General features: G+C 67.2%; 13 protein-coding genes. 8 read left to right on the top strand and 5 right to left on the bottom strand.

What is annotated here, in order from left to right; genetic code table 11:
- Positions 1-41: 41 nt before the first annotated feature.
- Positions 42-1130, bottom strand: a complete 1089-nt coding sequence (locus tag ACVCMI_RS01845) for an ABC transporter ATP-binding protein (RefSeq protein ID WP_447097668.1) — start codon at positions 1128-1130, stop codon at positions 42-44.
- A gap of 271 nt (positions 1131-1401) precedes the next feature.
- On the opposite strand from ACVCMI_RS01845, the gene ACVCMI_RS01840 reads away from it, so the two are divergent.
- The gene (locus ACVCMI_RS01840; protein ID WP_447097669.1) at positions 1402-2757 is read left to right on the top strand and encodes a GH1 family beta-glucosidase; all 1356 of its coding nucleotides are present in this window, start codon (positions 1402-1404) and stop codon (positions 2755-2757) included.
- Positions 2758-2904: 147 nt separating this feature from the next.
- Here ACVCMI_RS01840 and rsmG read toward each other — a convergent pair whose 3' ends face one another.
- Positions 2905-3534, bottom strand: coding sequence for a 16S rRNA (guanine(527)-N(7))-methyltransferase RsmG (gene rsmG / locus ACVCMI_RS01835; protein WP_447097670.1), 630 nt, complete (start codon positions 3532-3534; stop codon positions 2905-2907).
- 157 nt (positions 3535-3691) lie between these two features.
- Positions 3692-4147, bottom strand: a complete 456-nt coding sequence (locus ACVCMI_RS01830; RefSeq protein ID WP_395120801.1) for an SPFH domain-containing protein — start codon at positions 4145-4147, stop codon at positions 3692-3694.
- A 571-nt stretch (positions 4148-4718) separates the two neighbouring features.
- Between ACVCMI_RS01830 and ACVCMI_RS01825 the strand changes: the two genes are divergently transcribed.
- The 7 genes from ACVCMI_RS01825 to ACVCMI_RS01795 all read left to right on the top strand — a co-directional run bounded on the left by ACVCMI_RS01825 (position 4719) and on the right by ACVCMI_RS01795 (position 14970).
- On the top strand, positions 4719-5738 hold the full coding sequence (locus ACVCMI_RS01825; protein ID WP_447097671.1) for a LacI family DNA-binding transcriptional regulator: 1020 nt from the start codon (positions 4719-4721) through the stop codon (positions 5736-5738).
- Positions 5739-5770: 32 nt separating this feature from the next.
- A complete protein-coding gene (locus ACVCMI_RS01820; RefSeq protein ID WP_447097672.1) occupies positions 5771-8818 on the top strand; it encodes a TonB-dependent receptor in 3048 nt (1015 codons plus the stop codon).
- Positions 8819-8927: 109 nt separating this feature from the next.
- Complete coding sequence (locus ACVCMI_RS01815) at positions 8928-10442, top strand: tryptophan halogenase family protein (protein WP_447099502.1); 1515 nt, start codon at positions 8928-8930, stop codon at positions 10440-10442.
- 64 nt (positions 10443-10506) lie between these two features.
- Positions 10507-12000: a glucoamylase family protein gene (locus ACVCMI_RS01810; RefSeq protein WP_447097673.1), complete on the top strand. Its 1494-nt coding sequence runs from the start codon at positions 10507-10509 to the stop codon at positions 11998-12000.
- The gene (locus ACVCMI_RS01805) at positions 11997-13277 is read left to right on the top strand and encodes a sugar ABC transporter substrate-binding protein (RefSeq protein ID WP_447097674.1); all 1281 of its coding nucleotides are present in this window, start codon (positions 11997-11999) and stop codon (positions 13275-13277) included. Before ACVCMI_RS01810 ends, ACVCMI_RS01805 begins: the two co-directional genes overlap by 4 nt.
- Entirely contained in the window at positions 13274-14152 is an 879-nt protein-coding gene (locus ACVCMI_RS01800; protein ID WP_447097675.1) for a carbohydrate ABC transporter permease, read from the top strand. Before ACVCMI_RS01805 ends, ACVCMI_RS01800 begins: the two co-directional genes overlap by 4 nt.
- Entirely contained in the window at positions 14149-14970 is an 822-nt protein-coding gene (locus ACVCMI_RS01795; protein ID WP_395120795.1) for a carbohydrate ABC transporter permease, read from the top strand. Before ACVCMI_RS01800 ends, ACVCMI_RS01795 begins: the two co-directional genes overlap by 4 nt.
- Before the next feature lie 84 nt (positions 14971-15054).
- Here the strand turns inward: ACVCMI_RS01795 and ACVCMI_RS01790 are convergent, their stop codons facing one another.
- Both ACVCMI_RS01790 and ACVCMI_RS01785 read right to left on the bottom strand, forming a co-directional pair.
- Positions 15055-15888: a pirin family protein gene (locus ACVCMI_RS01790; protein WP_447097676.1), complete on the bottom strand. Its 834-nt coding sequence runs from the start codon at positions 15886-15888 to the stop codon at positions 15055-15057.
- A 103-nt stretch (positions 15889-15991) separates the two neighbouring features.
- Positions 15992-16738 carry a DUF4336 domain-containing protein gene (locus tag ACVCMI_RS01785; RefSeq protein ID WP_447097677.1) on the bottom strand — a complete coding sequence of 249 codons (747 nt, stop codon included), beginning with the start codon at positions 16736-16738 and terminating at the stop codon, positions 15992-15994.
- Between the last annotated feature and the right edge of the window lie 81 nt (positions 16739-16819).

Raw genomic sequence — 16819 nt, 5'->3', positions numbered from 1 at the left:
CGCCGGTGGCGGCGGGGATCACGCTGCTGGGCGATCCGGGCTCAGTCGCCGATCCGCGCGCCGCTGGCGCCATCGAACAGGTGCAGGTACGGGTGCGACAGGCCCAGCGCGACCAGGCTGCCGGGCTCGGGCAGGGGGCGTGGCGGTACCCGCGCCACCAGCACCTGGTCGCCGAAGCGCAGGTTCAGGAAGACCTCGTTGCCCACCGGCTCGACCACCTCCAGTCGCGCCTGCAAGGCCGCACCGGCGGGGTCCGGCTGCAGGTGTTCCGGGCGCACGCCCAGCACCACCTCGCGATCGCACCAGGCCGCCCAGGCGGGATCGGGCAGAAGGTCGCCCAGCACCAGCTCGCCCGCGGCGCAGGCCAGCCGCCAGCCCTCGTGCCGGCGCAGCGTGCCGCGGAGCAGGTTCATCGCCGGGCTGCCGAGGAAGCCGGCCACGAACATGTTGGCGGGCCGGTCGTACAGCGCCATCGGCGTGTCGATCTGCTGGATCACGCCGCCATCCAGCACCACGATGCGCTGGCCCAGGGTCATCGCCTCGATCTGGTCGTGGGTCACGTAGATCATGGTGGCACCGAGCTGGCGGTGGAGCCGGGCGATCTCCACCCGCATCGACAGGCGCAGCCTCGCGTCGAGGTTGGACAGCGGCTCGTCGAGCAGGAACACCTGCGGCTCGCGCACCAGCGCGCGGCCCAGCGCCACCCGCTGGCGCTGGCCGCCGGACAAGGCGGCCGGGCGCGCCGCCAGCCGCGACTGCAACCCCAGCGACTCGGCCACTACCGCCACCTTCTGCGCGATCTCGGCCCGCGGCCTGCCGCGCAGCTTCAGCCCGAAGCCCAGGTTCTCGGCCACCGTCATGTGCGGGTACAGCGCGTAGTTCTGGAACACCATCGCGATGTCGCGGTCCTTCGGCGCCACCTCGTTCACCACGCGGCCGCCGATGCGCAGCGTGCCGTCGCTGATCGGTTCCAGCCCGGCGATCATGCGCAGCAAGGTCGTCTTGCCGCAGCCGGACGGCCCGACCAGCACCAGCAATTCGCCGTCGGCCACGGTGAAGCTGGCGCCGGCCACCGCGACGTGGCCGTCGGGGTAGACCTTGCGCAGGCGATCGAGTTGAACCTCGGCCATCGGCATCTCCACAGCGGTGGCCGGCTCGGCCGCGGCGCCGGCGCTTCGCAGGCCGGCGGGCATTGGGCTATTCTGCCCATGTAAGCGTTTACATCAAAGCGCGGGCCTCAGAGCTTGTGAAGAAAACCACTTCCTGTGGTTTTCTTCTATCGCGAGTCCGGTACACGCCCGGACTCGCTCACGCGAATCAGGCACTTGCGTGCCCGATCCGCGTCCGGCCATCCATGGCCGGGCTTCGAGGTTGAAAAAGCACAACCTCTCAGGGAACCCCATGACCGCACCCCGATTCGTTTTTCCCGACGGTTTCCATTGGGGCGCCGCCACTTCCGCTTACCAGATCGAAGGCTCGCCGCTGGCCGACGGCGCCGGCCCCAGCATCTGGCAGCGCTTCGCGCATACGCCCGGGATGATGGCCAACGGCGACACCGGCGACGTCGCCTGCGACCACTACCGCCGTTACCGTCAAGACGTGCAGCTGATGAAGGCGCTGGGCCTCGATGGCTACCGCTTCAGCATCAACTGGGCGCGCGTGCTTCCCGAGGGCACCGGCCGGGTCAATCCGAAGGGGCTGGACTTCTACTCGCGGCTGGTCGACGAGCTGCTGGAACACGGCATCGCGCCGAACGCCACGCTGTTCCACTGGGACCTGCCGGCGGCGCTGGACGACCGCGGCGGCTGGCTCAACCGCGACAGCGCGCACTGGTTCGCCGAGTACGCCGAGGTCATGTTCAAGGCGCTGGACGACCGCGTGCCGCGCTGGTCCACGCTCAACGAACCCTGGGTGGTCACCGACGGCGGCTACCTGCACGGCGCGCTGGCGCCCGGACACCGCAACAAGTACGAGGCGCCGATCGCCGCGCACAACCTGATGCGCGCCAGTGGCGCCGGCATCCAGGCCTACCGCGCGCACGGCAGGCACGAGATCGGCGTGGTGTTCAACATCGAGCCGAAATACCCGTATTCCGAAGGCGCCGAAGACATGGCCGCCACCGCGCGCGCGCACGCCTACATGAACCGGCAGTTCGCCGACCCCGCGCTGCTGGGCAGCTATCCGGAGCAGCTCAAGGAGATCTTCGGCGCCGCATGGCCGGATTTCCCGGCAGAGGATTTCGCGCTGACCCGCCAGCGCGTCGATTTCGTCGGCATCAACTACTACACGCGCGCGGTGGTCCGGCACGACCCGGACGCGTATCCGCTGCGCGCGGTGTCGGTGCGCCAACCCAACCGCACCCACACCGAAACGGGCTGGGAGGTCTACGCGCAGGGGCTGACTGACACCCTGGTCTGGTTCAAGCAGCGCTACGGCGACATCCCGCTGTACATCACCGAGAACGGCTCCGCCTTCTACGACCCGCCGGTCGCCGAAGGCGCCACCGTGGACGACCCGCTGCGCTGCGACTACCTGCGCAAGCACTTGCGCGCGCTGCATGCCGCGATCGCCGCAGGGGTGAACGTGCAGGGCTATTACGCCTGGTCGCTGCTGGACAACCTGGAGTGGTCGCTGGGCTACGCCAAGCGCTTCGGCCTCTACCACGTCGACTTCGCCACCCAGCAGCGCACGGCCAAGGCCAGCGCCAGGCTGTATGCGCAGATTATCGAGAGCAACGGCGCGGTGCTGGATCTGTAGGAGCGCACCCTGTGCGCGATGCCTTTGTGCAGCGTGACGAAGAGCATCGCGCACAGGGTGCGCTCCTACAACAACCGTGGTGGCGTAGGGCGGGCACTGCCCGCCGCTCTCGCGATCTCGGACAAAGACCGGCGGGCACTGCCCGCCCTACCCGCGGCCGAGCACCAGCAGGTGGCGTTCAGCGGGCAAGCCGGGCACATGGAGTTCGTGCGTGGCGCGCACGACGAAGCCGTCCGGGATCCCCGCCAACTCGTCGTCCGGCAGCTTCCCCTTCATCGCCAGCCAGGTCCCTTGCGGTGCCAGCAGGTGGCCGCCCCAGGCCAGCATGTCGGCAAGGCTGGCGAAGGCGCGCGCGGTGATGCAGTCGAACTGGCCGGCGACGTCTTCCACCCGTGCCTGTTCGGCGCGCACGCCCTCCAGTTTCAGGCTGCGGATCGCCTCGCGCAGGAAGCGCACCTTCTTGCCGTTGGAGTCCACCAGCAGGATCTGCCGGCCCGGCGCGGCGATCGCCAGCACGATGCCGGGCAGGCCGGGGCCGGTGCCGAGGTCGGCCAGGCTGTGGCCCTGCACGAACGGCAGGATCGCCACCGAATCGAGCAGGTGGCGGGTCACCATCTCGGTCGGTTCGCGCACCGCGGTGAGGTTGTAGGCGCCGTTCCAGCGTTCGAGCAGGGCGAGATAGTCGAGCAGGCGCGGCACCGCATCGGCAGGCAGTTGCAGGCCCAGCGCGGCAATGCCCTGTTCGAGTTGTGCCTGCAAGGCGTCGCGCGCGGCCATCGGCCATCAGTCCTGTGGGAAAGCGGTCGGCAAGTATCCCGGCAAGCCCGCCGCAACGCCAGCAGCCGGGGCAAAAGAAAGCCCGCCGAAGCGGGCTCGAAGTGGAGCAAATCCCCTGCGGCGCGGCGCTCTGCGGGCGCCTGGCGCGATGCGATGCTCAGGCGGCGTCGAGATCGACCCGGGTGACCATCATGCCGCGCTCGCGCAGCACGTGATTCAACGATTGCTTGACCCGCGCGCCCAGATCGCGCCGATCGACCGCCTCGGTGGCGGGTTCGTCACGCAGCGCGGCTTGCGCGCCATGGCGGATCAGCTGGTCGACCTGCTCGAACACGGCGTCGGCGCGTTCCGGCTCCAGCACCTGCCAGTACACCGTGCCGCGCACGTCGCGCGGCCCCAGCGGCGCCTGCAGCTGCAGGGTCTGGCCGGACAGATTGATCTTGTGCGCGACCCGGTCGAGCAGCGGCAGCACCAGGTGCGTGCCGGCCGGCAGCAGCCGGCGCGGCTTGCCATGACGGTAGATGCTGTAGACCAGACCCTCCGGCACGCGCCGCACGGCGCTGGCGAGCAGCACGGCGAGCAAGGCAACGATGAGGGTGGACAGCATGGTCATGGTCGTAAAATCAGTAACTTGAGATTGGTTTATTCGTCTGATACTGGAACTGAAGGATACAATCGATTGACTCTGTGTGACTTAACCGCGGTTTAACGCGCGGATGAATCTTTAACAAGACGCCGAAAACAAGTCAAGAGCGCGTCGTCGGATCGGTGAAGCTGTCGACGACACGGGAGGACACGAACGGCCGCGCTGCGTCAGTTTTCACTCCGGTTCGGTCGCGCGCGGCCCGCTTTTCCTCCTGCCCCGGGAATCAAGCATCGAACTTGCCAAAACACGGGGTATCCGCAGCCAAGGCGCGGGGGCGTGGCGTCCGTCACGTTCGAGGGGGCGGCCGATCGGCCACGCCGGCCCGTCGGCGCCGCATACCGTTGCCGTGGCGCAGCAAGGGAGTGCCTGGATCGGCAAGCGGGCCGCTCTGGCGTTTCGCCGGGATTTCCCGCCGGGCTGCCGCCTGCGCGCTGCTGCGATGCAGCACAGGTCGCCGCAACAAGCCCTTTACAAGTCCGCATGAAAACGTTTACGTTGGCGCCACCCAAGGGTTGGCGAACCCGGCGGAAACATTCCCATGGCGGCAGCAACCATCAAAGACGTGGCGCGCGAGGCCCGGGTGTCGGTGGCTTCAGTGTCGCGCGCGCTCAATGGCGGCGGCGGCGTCACCGCGGCCACCAGCGCGCGCATCCACGCCGCCGCCGAGCGCCTGCAGTACATCCCGCATGCAGCGGCGCGCATGCTGATCACCCGCCGCACGCACACTGTCGGCGCCCTGCTGCCCGACCTGTACGGCGAGTTCTTTTCCGAGTTGATCCGCGGCATCGACCTGGCGGCGCGTGCGCGCGGCCTGCACCTGCTGGTATCCAGCTCGCACGGTGGCGCGACCGAAGCGGCGGCGGCGGTGCGCTCGATGCAGGGTCGCGTCGACGGCCTGCTGATCCTGTCCGAACGGGTCGACACGGCGTTCCTGCGCGCCAACCTGCCCAAGGCGCTGCCGGTGGTGCTGCTCAACAGCGCGGTGAGCGGGCCGGCGTTCCACGTGATCAACATCGACAACCACGGCGGCGCGGTGGCGATGGTGCGGCACCTGCTGCAGGCCGGCCATCGCAGCGTGGCGCTGATCGCCGGGCCGCCCGGCAACTTCGACGCCAGCGAACGCGAGCGCGGCTATCGCGAGGCGATGGCCAAATACGCCCCGCGCGCGGCATTGACCGTGGTGGATGGCGACTTCACCGAGGAATCGGGCTATCGCGCCGGCCAGCAGCTGCTGGCGCGGACGAAGCGGCCGGCGGCCGTGTTCGCCGCCAACGACATGATGGCGGTGGGCTGCCTGGCGGCGTTCAAGGACGCCGGCGTGCAGGTGCCGGAGGACATCGCGCTGGCCGGCTTCGACGATATCCCGATCACCCGCTACGTGACACCGGCCCTGACCACGGTGCGCGTGCGCATTGCCGACTTCGGCCGTCTCGCGCTGGAGCGCCTGGCCGACGTCGTCGAACGCCCCGGGCAGGAAACACCTTCCGCCGACACGCTCGGTTTTGAAATCGTGGTTCGCGACACCTGCGGCGGAAACAAACCAGAAAAGAACTCCTGAACGTCTCAGCAAACTGCCCGGGGAGGGGAGCGATGAAAACCTCAACGCAATTCAAGAAGAACCTGCTGGCCGGATTGATCGGCGCGTCGATCATGTCTCTGGCCGTCGCACCATCGTTCGTGATGGCCGCGAGTTCCGACGCGAACCTGCGCGGCCATGCGCCTCCGAACGCCCTGGTGACCGCCAGGAATATCGCCACGGGCTCGACCCGCGTGACCAAGGCCAACGGCGAAGGCAGTTATGCGCTGGTCGGCCTGCCACCCGGCACGTATACGGTCGATGCCGGCCCGGGCACGACACAGACCGTCACGCTCAGCGTGGCGTCCACCGCGACCCTGAATCTGACGGCCGCGGCCGCGACCAGCACCAGCGCACCCGCCGCAGCCAACGCGACCAACCTCGGCGCCGTCACGGTGACTGCAACGGCCTTGCAGGAAGTGAAGACGTCCGAGGTCGGCAACACGGTGTCGCTGCGCCAGATCGACGCCACGCCCCAATCCTCGCGCAACTTCCTGCAATTCGCCGACGCCGTGCCGGGCATGGTCTTCACGCGCGATGCGAACGGCAACACCAGCCTGCGTTCCGGCGCCCAGGCCACCAGCGCGATCAACGTGTACATCGACGGCGTGGGCCAGAAGAACTACGTGTTGCAGGGCGGCGTCACCGGCCAGACCGGCAGCCAGGGCAACCCGTTCCCGCAGCTGGCCATCGGCGAATACAAGGTCATCACCTCGAACTACAAGGCCGAGTTCGACCAGGTCTCGAGCGCCGCCGTGGTGGCGCAAAGCAAGTCCGGCACCAACACCTTCCACGGCGACGTCTTCGGCGACTTCACCAACACCGCCATGCGCGCGAAGACGCCTTCCGAAATAGCCAACCACAAGAAGACCGATTCGCACGAAAAGGACTACGGCTTCGATCTGGGCGGCCCGATCATCCAGGACAAGGCGCACTTCTTCATTGCCTACGAGGGCAAGGAATTCGACACGCCGACCACGGTGGTTCCGGGCCTGATCGGCGGCGGCTACGAAAGCCAGCTGCCCGCCAGCGCCAGCGCGCAGATCGGCCCGGCCAGCCTGCCGTTCAAGGAAAACGACTGGTTCGGCAAGATCGACTGGGAGCCCACCGACCGCGATCGCTTCGAGCTCAGCGGCAAGTATCGCGACGAAACCCAGGTGTCCGGCATCGGCGGCGTCACCACGCCGTCGGCGGCCATCAACACGAACAACACCGACAAACGCTATGACCTGCGCTGGGATCACAGCGCCTACAGCTGGTTCAACCGCCTGCAGGTGACGTACGAGGACGCGTTCTTCTCACCCACGCCCGCCATGCACGGCGCCGGTGCGCGGTACACGCAGGACATCAACCAGAACCAGACGATCCTGCAGACAGGCAACTCCCCGCTGGCCCAGCAGAACAAGGGCCAGAAAGGGCCGGCGCTGCAGGACGACCTGACCTTCAATGATTTCGAGTGGCACGGCGACCACGTCATCAAGATGGGGGTGAAGTACAAGGAAGTGAAACTCACGGCGCAGGACGCCGGCGATACGAATGCCTTGTTCAGCTACGCCGTCACGCCCGATGCCGGCACCGAGGCGACCCCCTACGAAGTGCAGTTCGGCTCACCCACGCCGGGGCAAAGTCCGGTGGCGACCAGTCGCGACAAGCAGTTCGGCGCCTATATCCAGGATGACTGGGCCATCAACGACAAGCTGACCCTGAACCTGGGCGTGCGCTGGGATTACGAGGAAACGCCTTCCTATCTCAACTACGTCACGCCAGCCAACGTGGTCGCCGCCCTCAACAGCCCCGATCCCCACACGGGTGCGCCCGCCGGTCAGACCTACGCGCAGACACTGGCCCTGGGCGGCGTGGACATCAACGACTACATCAGCACCGGGAACAATCGAAAGGCGCCGAAGAACAACTTCCAGCCCCGTCTCGGTTTCTCCTACGACCTCAACGGGGACGAAGCGCATGTCATTTTCGGCGGCATCGGCCGTTCCTACGATCGCAACCTGTACGAGGCGATCCAGGTCGAGCAGACCAAGTCGGTGCTGTCGCAGCCGACGATCCAGTTCAACACCCCGCTCCATCCGTGCACGGTAGGGGTCGGTACCTGCTACGCCTTTGATCCGTCATACATGGACATCGCGACCCTGCAGGCGCTGGTGGCCGGAACCAACACCGGCAAGGAGGTGGACGCGGTCAACAACCACCTCAAGACGCCCTACTCCGACCAGATCAGCCTGGGCATGCGCAACACGATCGGCGAATGGAACACCAGCGCCGCGATCGCCAACATCCGCAGCCACGACGGCCTGGTCTACACGCTGGGCAACCGCTATCCCGACGGCAGTTTCTGGCAGAACGGCAGTCAGCCGTGGGGCAACGGCATCCCCGGCTTCGGCAGTTTCATCATCGGCAACAACGGCCTGGAAACCCGCACCACCCAGGTCCTGCTGTCCGCGGAAAAGCCCTATACCAAGGAATCGCACTGGGGCCTGACGATTGCCTACACCCACACCCATTCGAGTCAGAACCACAACAACAACGACCCGACCGACCAGTACGCGTTCGACTTCGAGACCGTCGGCCATTACCCGTTTGTCGGCGGTGCCGTGGCCAAGAACCGGCTCGTGGTGACCGGCAACATCGATGGCCCCTGGGGCTTCGTGTTTGGCGGCAAGCTGACCCTGTCCACACCCGTTCCCAACGTCGGCATGGCCTTTTATGGTGCGCCGGCGACGAACCAGGACAACGGCGTGACCAACGGCGCCGGCGGTCGCGTCGTCGCCATCGCGCCACCGGGCAACGGCCGCTTCCTGATCGGCGGCAAGGTCTTCGGCTATCGCGACCTCGACCTGCAGGCCACGAAGAACTTCAAGATCTACGACAACGTCAGTGGCTATGTGCGCATCGACCTGATCAATGTGTTCAACTTCAGGAATACCGTGGGCTACATGACGAACTACGGCAGCGGCGGCGTCTACAACCCGCAGGTGTTCTACAACCCCACCGGCGACATCACCGGTTACACGCGCACCCTGAGGGCCACGGCCGGCATCAGCTTCTAGGGCGGAGCTTCGAGCCGGTGGACGGCACCGGAGCGGTCTCATGCAAAGCCCGCGTTTCGCGGGCTTTGTTCTTCACGCCGAAGCACTCCCTTGCACGAGCGGGTTTTCCATGACTGATCCACGCATCCGCAATATCGTGATTGTCGGCGGTGGCACCGCGGGCTGGATGGCTGCAGCGGCGTTTGCGAAGGTACTCGGGCCGGACTATGCAATCCGGCTGATCGAATCGGAAGAAATCGGCACGGTCGGCGTCGGCGAGGCGACGGTGCCGCACCTGAAGCTCTTCAACAATCTCCTGGAAATCGACGAGATCGAGTTCATCAGGCAGGTGCAGGGCACGTTCAAGCTCGGCATCCAGTTCAACGACTGGGGCCGCATCGGCGACACGTATATCCACGGCTTCGGCACGATCGGCCACGATGTCAGCCTGCTGCCGTTTCATCAGTTCTGGATCAAGGCGAATCAGCTGGGTATCGCCGAGGACATCGGCGCCTACTCGCTGAACACGGTGGCCGCGCCGCTTGGCAAGTTCATGCCTTCGGCCACCGATGTACCGGCCGGCTCGCCGCTGGCGGACATCGCCTATGCCTACCACTTTGATGCTGGCCGCTACGCCAGGTACCTGCGGGGCTACGCCGAGCGGCGCGGCGTGCGTCGTACCGAGGGCAAGATCTCCCAGACCCTGCTGCGTGCGCATGACGGCTTTGTCGAGGCCGTCGTCCTGGAAAGCGGCGAGCGGATCGATGGCGAATTGTTCATCGACTGCTCCGGCTTTCGTGGCCTGCTGATCGAGCAGGCGCTGCATACGGGTTATCTGGACTTCACGCACTGGCTGCCGTGCGACCGTGCAGTTGCGGTGGCTTGCGAGAAGGTGGGACCACCCACGTCCTACACGCGCTCCACCGCGCGCGATGCCGGCTGGCAGTGGCGGATTCCGTTGCAGCATCGCACCGGCAACGGTTACGTGTATTCAAGCGGCCATGTCAGCGACGACGAAGCAGCGGCAACCTTGCTCGCCCATCTCGACGCACCTGCGGTCGGCGAGCCGCGCCCGTTGCGCTTTACCACCGGCGTGCGCAAGAAGTTCTGGAACAGGAACGTGGTGGCGCTGGGACTGTCCAGCGGGTTCCTGGAACCGCTGGAATCGACCAGCATCTACATGATCCAGTCCGGTATCGCGCGCCTGCTCAATCTTTTTCCGCAGCGCGATTTCAGCGAGGTGGTGATCAATCGCTACAACGCGCAAGCCGTTTTCGAGTACGAGCGCATCCGTGACTTTCTCATTCTGCACTACCACGCCACCCGGCGGGACGACACGCCGTTCTGGCGCCAGTGCCGCACGATGTCGATTCCGGATCAACTGCGCGAGAACATCGCCCTGTTTCGCGACAGCGGCCGCTTCTTCCGCAATGCCGAGGAAATGTTTGCTCTGGTCAGCTGGGTACAGGTGATGATCGGCCAAGGCATCATCCCGCGGGGCTATCACCCCCTGGTTGACCAGATGCCCGAGCGGGACCTGCGCAAGTTCATTGCCGGTGTCGGCCAGGTTGTCGCCAGCTGCGTCGATTCGATGCCGATGCAACAGGCCTTCATCGATCGCTACTGCACCGCTGGAGCTGCGTGACCCGGGTTTGCACCATCAACACAAGAACCACATCCTTCATTCGTCGCCACGGATATTCCGCTCGATGAGTCTTCTGCGCTTCCGCTCCTTCCTCGCCCCATTGCTGCTGGCATTCGCGCTCACCGGCCTGGGTGCATGGGCACCAGCCGCAGCGCAGGACATCACCACCGAGGCCACGCGCCACGCGCCGCTGGCCTTCACCGCCCTCCCTGCCGACCAGCAGGCGCAACTGGACGAGCTGGAACACCGCACCTTCCAGTTCTTTTGGGACACCACCAATCCGGTCAACGGGCTGGCACCGGACCACTGGCCGGGGCAGTCGTTCTCCAGCATCGCGGCGGTGGGTTTCGGCCTGACGGCCTACGGCATCGGCGCCGAACGGGGCTGGATCAACCGCGACCAGGCGGTCAAGCGAACCCTGGTGACCTTGCGCTTCTTCGCCGACTCGCCGCAGAACGCCAGCGAGGATGACGCCACCGGCTACCGCGGCTTCTACTACCACTTCCTCGACATGCAGACCGGCTTGCGCCACGGTCGCGGCGTCGAGCTGTCCAGCATCGACACCACCTTGCTGCTCGGTGGCGTGCTGTTCGCGCAGTCGTACTACGACCGCGACACGCCGCAGGAAAAAGAGATTCGCGCGCTCGCCGACATGCTCTACAAGCGCGTCGACTGGCCGTGGATGCAGGCACGCCCGCCGCTGGTCAGCATGGGCTGGACCCCCGGCGGCGAGTTCATCCCGCACGACTGGGAGGGCTACAGCGAGGCGAACCTGCTCTACATCCTGGCGCTGGGCTCGCCCACCCATCCGCTGCAGCCCGCGGCGTGGCACGCGTGGACGCGCACCAACCCGCGCTACTGGGGCACGCTCTACGGCGAAACCTTCCTGACCTTCGGGCCGCTGTTCGGCCACCAGTACAGCGCCGCGTGGATCGACTTCCGCGGCATCCGTGACGACTTCATGCGCCAGCACGATTCGGATTATTTCGAAAACGGCCGCCATGCGGTGCTGTCGCAACGCAACTACGCGATCGCCAATCCGGCGGGCTGGACCGGCTACGGCGAGAACCTGTGGGGGCTGACGGCCAGCAACGGCCCGGGCCACTTCGGCATCGTCACGGACGGGCGCGAGCGGCGCTACTTCGGCTACTCCGCGCGCGGCGTGGGCCTGCGCCACGTGGTCGATGACGGTACCATCGCGCCCACGGCAGCGCTGGGCTCGATCGCCTTCGCGCCGGACCTGGTGGTGCCGGAGTTCCTGCACATGAAACAGCGCTACGGCAAATACATCTACGCGAAGTACGGCTTCCGCGACGCGTTCAACCTGACCCTGCGCGATCCCGACGCGCCGCTGCGCACCGGCCTGGTGATTCCCGGCTTCGGCTGGGTCGACACCGAGTACCTGGGCATCGACCAGGGCCCGATCCTGCTGATGCTGGAGAACTGGCGCAGCGGCCTGGTGTGGAAAGTGATGAAGCGCAACCCGTATGTGCGCAAGGGCCTGCAGCAGGCCGGCTTCCGCGGCGGCTGGCTGTCACGGGCGGCGGCCACACCGTGAGCCGGCGGCGCTGGCGACTGCTGGCGCCGGCGCTGTTGCTGGTCGGCATCGCTGCCTGCCGGGGCGATCACGATGATCGCCACACACTGACCTTCTGGGCGATGGGCCGCGAGAGCGAGGCAGTGGCGCAGCTGATGCCGGCGTTCGAGCGCGAACACCCGGACATCCGCGTCGACGTGCAGCAACTGCCGTGGAAGGCGGCGCACCAGAAGCTGCTCACCGCGATCGCCGGCGACACCACGCCGGACGTGGCCCAGTTGGGCAACACCTGGCTCGCCGAGATGTGCGCGCTGGATGCGCTCGAACCGCTGCAGCCGTACGTCGAACGTTCGCGCGTGGTGCAGCCGGCGGATTACTTTCCCGGCACCTGGGCCACCAACCGCATCGACGGCACCCTGGTCGGCATCCCCTGGTATGTCGACACGCGGCTGCTGTTCTACCGCAAGGACCTGCTCGCCGCCGCCGGCTTCGACGCGCCGCCGCGCGACTGGGCTGCCTGGTCGCGGCAGCTGGCCGCGCTGCAGGCGCAGGCCGCGCCCGATCACTACGCGATCCTGCTGCCGACCAACGAGTTCGAGCAGCTGCTGTCGCTGGCCCTGCAGCAGGACGAGCCGCTGCTGCGCGACGGCGGCCGCTACGGCAATTTCGAAAGCGCCGGCTTCAAGCGCGCGCTGGCGTTCTACGTGGAGCGGTTCAAGCGACACGAAGCGCCGCTGCTGGCCAACACCGAAGTGCCCAACCCATGGGCCGAGGTCGGCCGCGGCGTGTACGCGTTCTACTTCTCCGGGCCGTGGAACATCGGCGAGTTCCGCCAACGCCTCCCGGCGTCCCGGCAGGACGAATGGGCGACCGCGCCGCTGCCTGGCCTGCACGGCCCGGGAGCCGGCATCGCCAGCGGCTCCAGCCTGGTCATCTTTCGCCACTCGCCGCGCAAGGCGCAGGCCTGGTTGCTGATCGAATACCTGTCGCGCCCCGAGGTGCAGCAGCAGTTCTACGCGTTGCTGGGCGACATGCCGCCGCGCCGTTCGGCGTGGCGGGGCGACGCGCTGCGTGGCGATCCCGCGGTACAGGCATTCCACGAGCAGCTGGAACGGGTCAAGCCGACCCCGCCGGTGCCGGAATGGGAGCGCATCGTCACCGAGATGCAGCTGGTCGCCGCGCGCGCGGCCCACGGCGAGCTCACCGTGGACCAGGCCGCCGCCGAGATCGACCGCCGCACCGACGCGATCCTGGCCAAGCGGCGCTGGATGCTCGACCGCGCCGGGCGCACGCGATGAGCCGCGCGCGCACCGCCTGGCTGTTCCTCACCCCGGCGCTGCTGGTGCTGGGCGTGTTCTTCTTCGTGCCGGTGCTGGGCGCGCTGGGCCTGAGCCTCACCGATTACGACCTGTACGCGCTGGCCGACATCCGCAACCTGCGCTTCGTCGGCCTGCACAACTATGGGGAGTTGCTGCAGCGGCCGCTGTTCTGGACCGCGCTGGGCAACACGTTCTACTTCGTGGTTGTCGGCGTGCCGCTGTCGATCGGCGCCTCGCTGGGCACCGCGCTGCTGCTCAACTCGCCGCTGGCGCGGATGAAGGCGTTCCATCGCACCGTGCTGTTCGCCCCGGTGGTGACCACCGTGGTGGCGGTGGCGGTGATCTGGCGCTACCTGTTCAACACCAAGTACGGCCTGGTGAACCATGCGCTGGCGATGCTGGGACTGAACCCGGTGGACTGGCTGGGCGACCCGCACTGGGCGATGCCCACGATCATCGCCTTCGCGGTGTGGAAGAACTTCGGCTACAACATGATCATCCTGCTGGCCGGCCTGCAGGCGGTCCCGCCGGAGCTGTACGAGGCGGCGCGCATCGACGGCGCCTCGCGCTGGCGGCAGTTCCGCCACATCACCCTGCCGATGCTGCGGCCGACCATGGTGCTGGTGATGGTGCTCACCGTGGCCGGCTATTTCCAGCTGTTCGCCGAGCCCTACGTGATGACCGAAGGCGGGCCGCTGCAAAGCACCACGAGCGTGCTCTACCTGATGTACGACGACGGCTTCAAGTGGTGGAACTTCGGCGTGGCCTCGGCCGTCGCCTTCGCCTTGTTCGGCATCATCCTGGCGGTGACCATGCTGCTGTTGCGACTGGCGCGACGCGGGGCGGCGGCATGAACCCGCGCCTCGCCCGGTGGCTGGTCAACGGCGCCTTGTTCGGCTGCGCCGCGGTGGCCGTGCTGCCGCTGCTGTGGATGCTGTCGGCCTCGCTGATGCCGGCCGGCAGCGCCAGCTCGCTGCCGCCGCCGCTGCTGCCCGCGCAACCCACGCTGGACAACTACCGTGCGCTGTTCGCCCGTGCCGGCATGGGCCGCTACCTGCTCAACAGCCTGGCGATCTCCGGCGCGATCGCCGCGCTGGCGCTGGTATGCAACCTGATGGCCGGCTACGCCTTCGCCAAGCTGCGCTTCGCCGGGCGCGAGCGCCTGTTCCGCGCGCTGATCGGCGCGCTGCTGATCCCCGCCCAGGTGGCGATGCTGCCGCTGTTCCTGCTGCTGAAATATGCCGGCCTGGTCAACAGCTACGCCGGCGCGATCGTGCCGGGCATGGCCACGCTGTTCGGCATCTACCTGGTGCGCGAGTTCGCCCGCAGCGTGCCGGACGAGTTGCTGGAAGCGGCGCGCATCGACGGCGCCGGCGAGTGGCGCATCTTCGTGCAGATCATGCTGCCGCTGCTCAAGCCGGTGATGGTGACGCTGACCGTGTTCACCTTCCTCGCCGCCTGGAACGATTTCATGTGGCCGCTGATCGTGCTGACCGGCCAGGAGCACTACACCCTGCCACTGGCGCTGGCCTCGCTGGTGCGCGAACACAGCGAGGACACCGAACTGATGATGGCCGGCTCGGTCGTCACCGTGCTGCCGGTGCTGGTGCTGTTCCTGGCGCTGCAGCGGCATTACCTGCAGGGGTTGTTGCTGGGGAGCGTGAAGGGGTGAGAGCGCCCGCTTTAATGGAGTGACGCGCTCCTTGCGTTCGCTCCCTCTGGGAGAGGGGGCGAATGCAAGGAGCGCTTTATCTGATTAGAACCGGCCCGCCCGGAAATCCGTGATCGCCTCGTGGATCTGCGCCTGGGTGTTCATCACGAACGGACCGTAGCGAGCCACCGGTTCGTTCAGCGGCTTGCCGGCGACGACCAGCAGGCGCGAGGGTTTGTCGCCGCCGGCCAGCTGCAATTGTTCGCCATCGGACAGCACGCCCAGCTCGCTGCGTTGCAGCCGTTCGCCACCGACCAGCGCCGATTCGCCCTCGAACACGTAGGCGAAACCGTGGTGGCCGACGGGCAACGCCAGCGCGAACCGCGCACCGGGCTGCAGGCTGACGTCGAGATACACCGGCGCGGTGGCGATGCCTTCGACCGGTCCGGTGGCGCCGGCCAGCTCGCCCGCGATCACCTTGACCTCGACGCCGTCGGCCGGATGCACCACCGGAATCCGCTCCGGGGCGATGTCCTGGTAGCGCGGCGCCGTCATCTTGTCCTTCGCCGGCAAATTCACCCACAGCTGGAAGCCCCACATCAGGCCGTTTTCCTGCTGCGGCATTTCCGAGTGCAGGATGCCGCGGCCGGCGGTCATCCACTGCACGCTGCCCGGCGTGAGGTCGCCGCGGTTGCCATGGTTGTCGCCGTGCCGCATGTGGCCGGCGAGCATGTAGGTGACCGTCTCGAAGCCGCGATGCGGGTGTTCGGGGAAGCCGGCGATGTAGTCATCGGCGCTGTCGGAGCGGAATTCGTCCAGCAACAGGAACGGGTCGAGCATGTCCAGCCCGGGCTGGCCGATGATGCGCTTGAGCTTCACGCCGGCGCCGTCGGAGGTGTCGGTGCCGCGGATGCGGCGGGTGATGGTGCGATCGCTCATGGGGTTCTCCGGCTGGTAAGACATGCCCGCCAAGATGGTCCGATTCGTGCGCCGATCCAAGCGGTGTCACCGGAACGGATCGTTTCGCTGGCGCGACACCGGCTCAGTCGAGCCAACGAAAGGCCCGGCGCAACTCGGCCATGGCGTTGTCCGGAAACCAGCGCCCGTGCGCCAGCACCACGCGCCGCGGCTGCCACGCCAGCATCCGCGCCAGACAAGCGCGTGCCTGGCGTTTGCGACCCAGATAGGTCAGGCGCATGTCCCATGGCGCCTTGCCGTCGGGGTCCAGGACGCCACCCAGCCGTGCCAGCCAGCGCATCGGGCCGTGCAGCCTGTCGAGTTCGAAATTCTCGATCAGGTCGGTGAGGATCAGCGTACCGCTGGCGTCATGCAGGAACACGAATTCCTGCATCACGCGGCTGCCGCGGAAGCACATCTGCTTGATGCTGCCGGCCCAGTCCGGGGGCGGCGCGTCGTCCAGATCGGCGTCGAAATGCACGTCGATGCGCTGGCTGGCCGCACGCTGGCGCACCCCGGGCGAAGCCCACGCCGTGGCGTGGGGGTAGCGCTGCTTCCACGCGGCGATATGGGCGTAATGAAGCAGGTTGGGCGACACCAGATGGCGCACCGGCCCGAGCGCATCGATCGCCTCGAACAGCGCCGCGTCGGGCGCGATCGGCGAGTGGCACCACAGCCCGCCGTCGGGCAACCGCACCACCGTCATGCGGGTGGGAAACGGCATGCGCATGCCGAGCGCCGCCATCGCCACCACCGGGCCGTCGACGATCCAGATGTCGGCGGCAACCGGTTTCAACGTGTCGAGCGGGGTGTACAAGCCGAGTTCCGTCACGAATGACCTCGCCAAATGCAGCAGGAGCCCGCTCGCGGGCGATGGGTTTACTCCGAATCCTGAATCCCGATTCCCGAATCC

The sequence above is a fragment of the Rhodanobacter sp. UC4448_H15 genome (assembly GCF_052978265.1).
The sequence above is the reverse complement of the archived record's forward strand: the minus strand, read 5'-3'. Positions and strand labels throughout refer to the sequence as shown.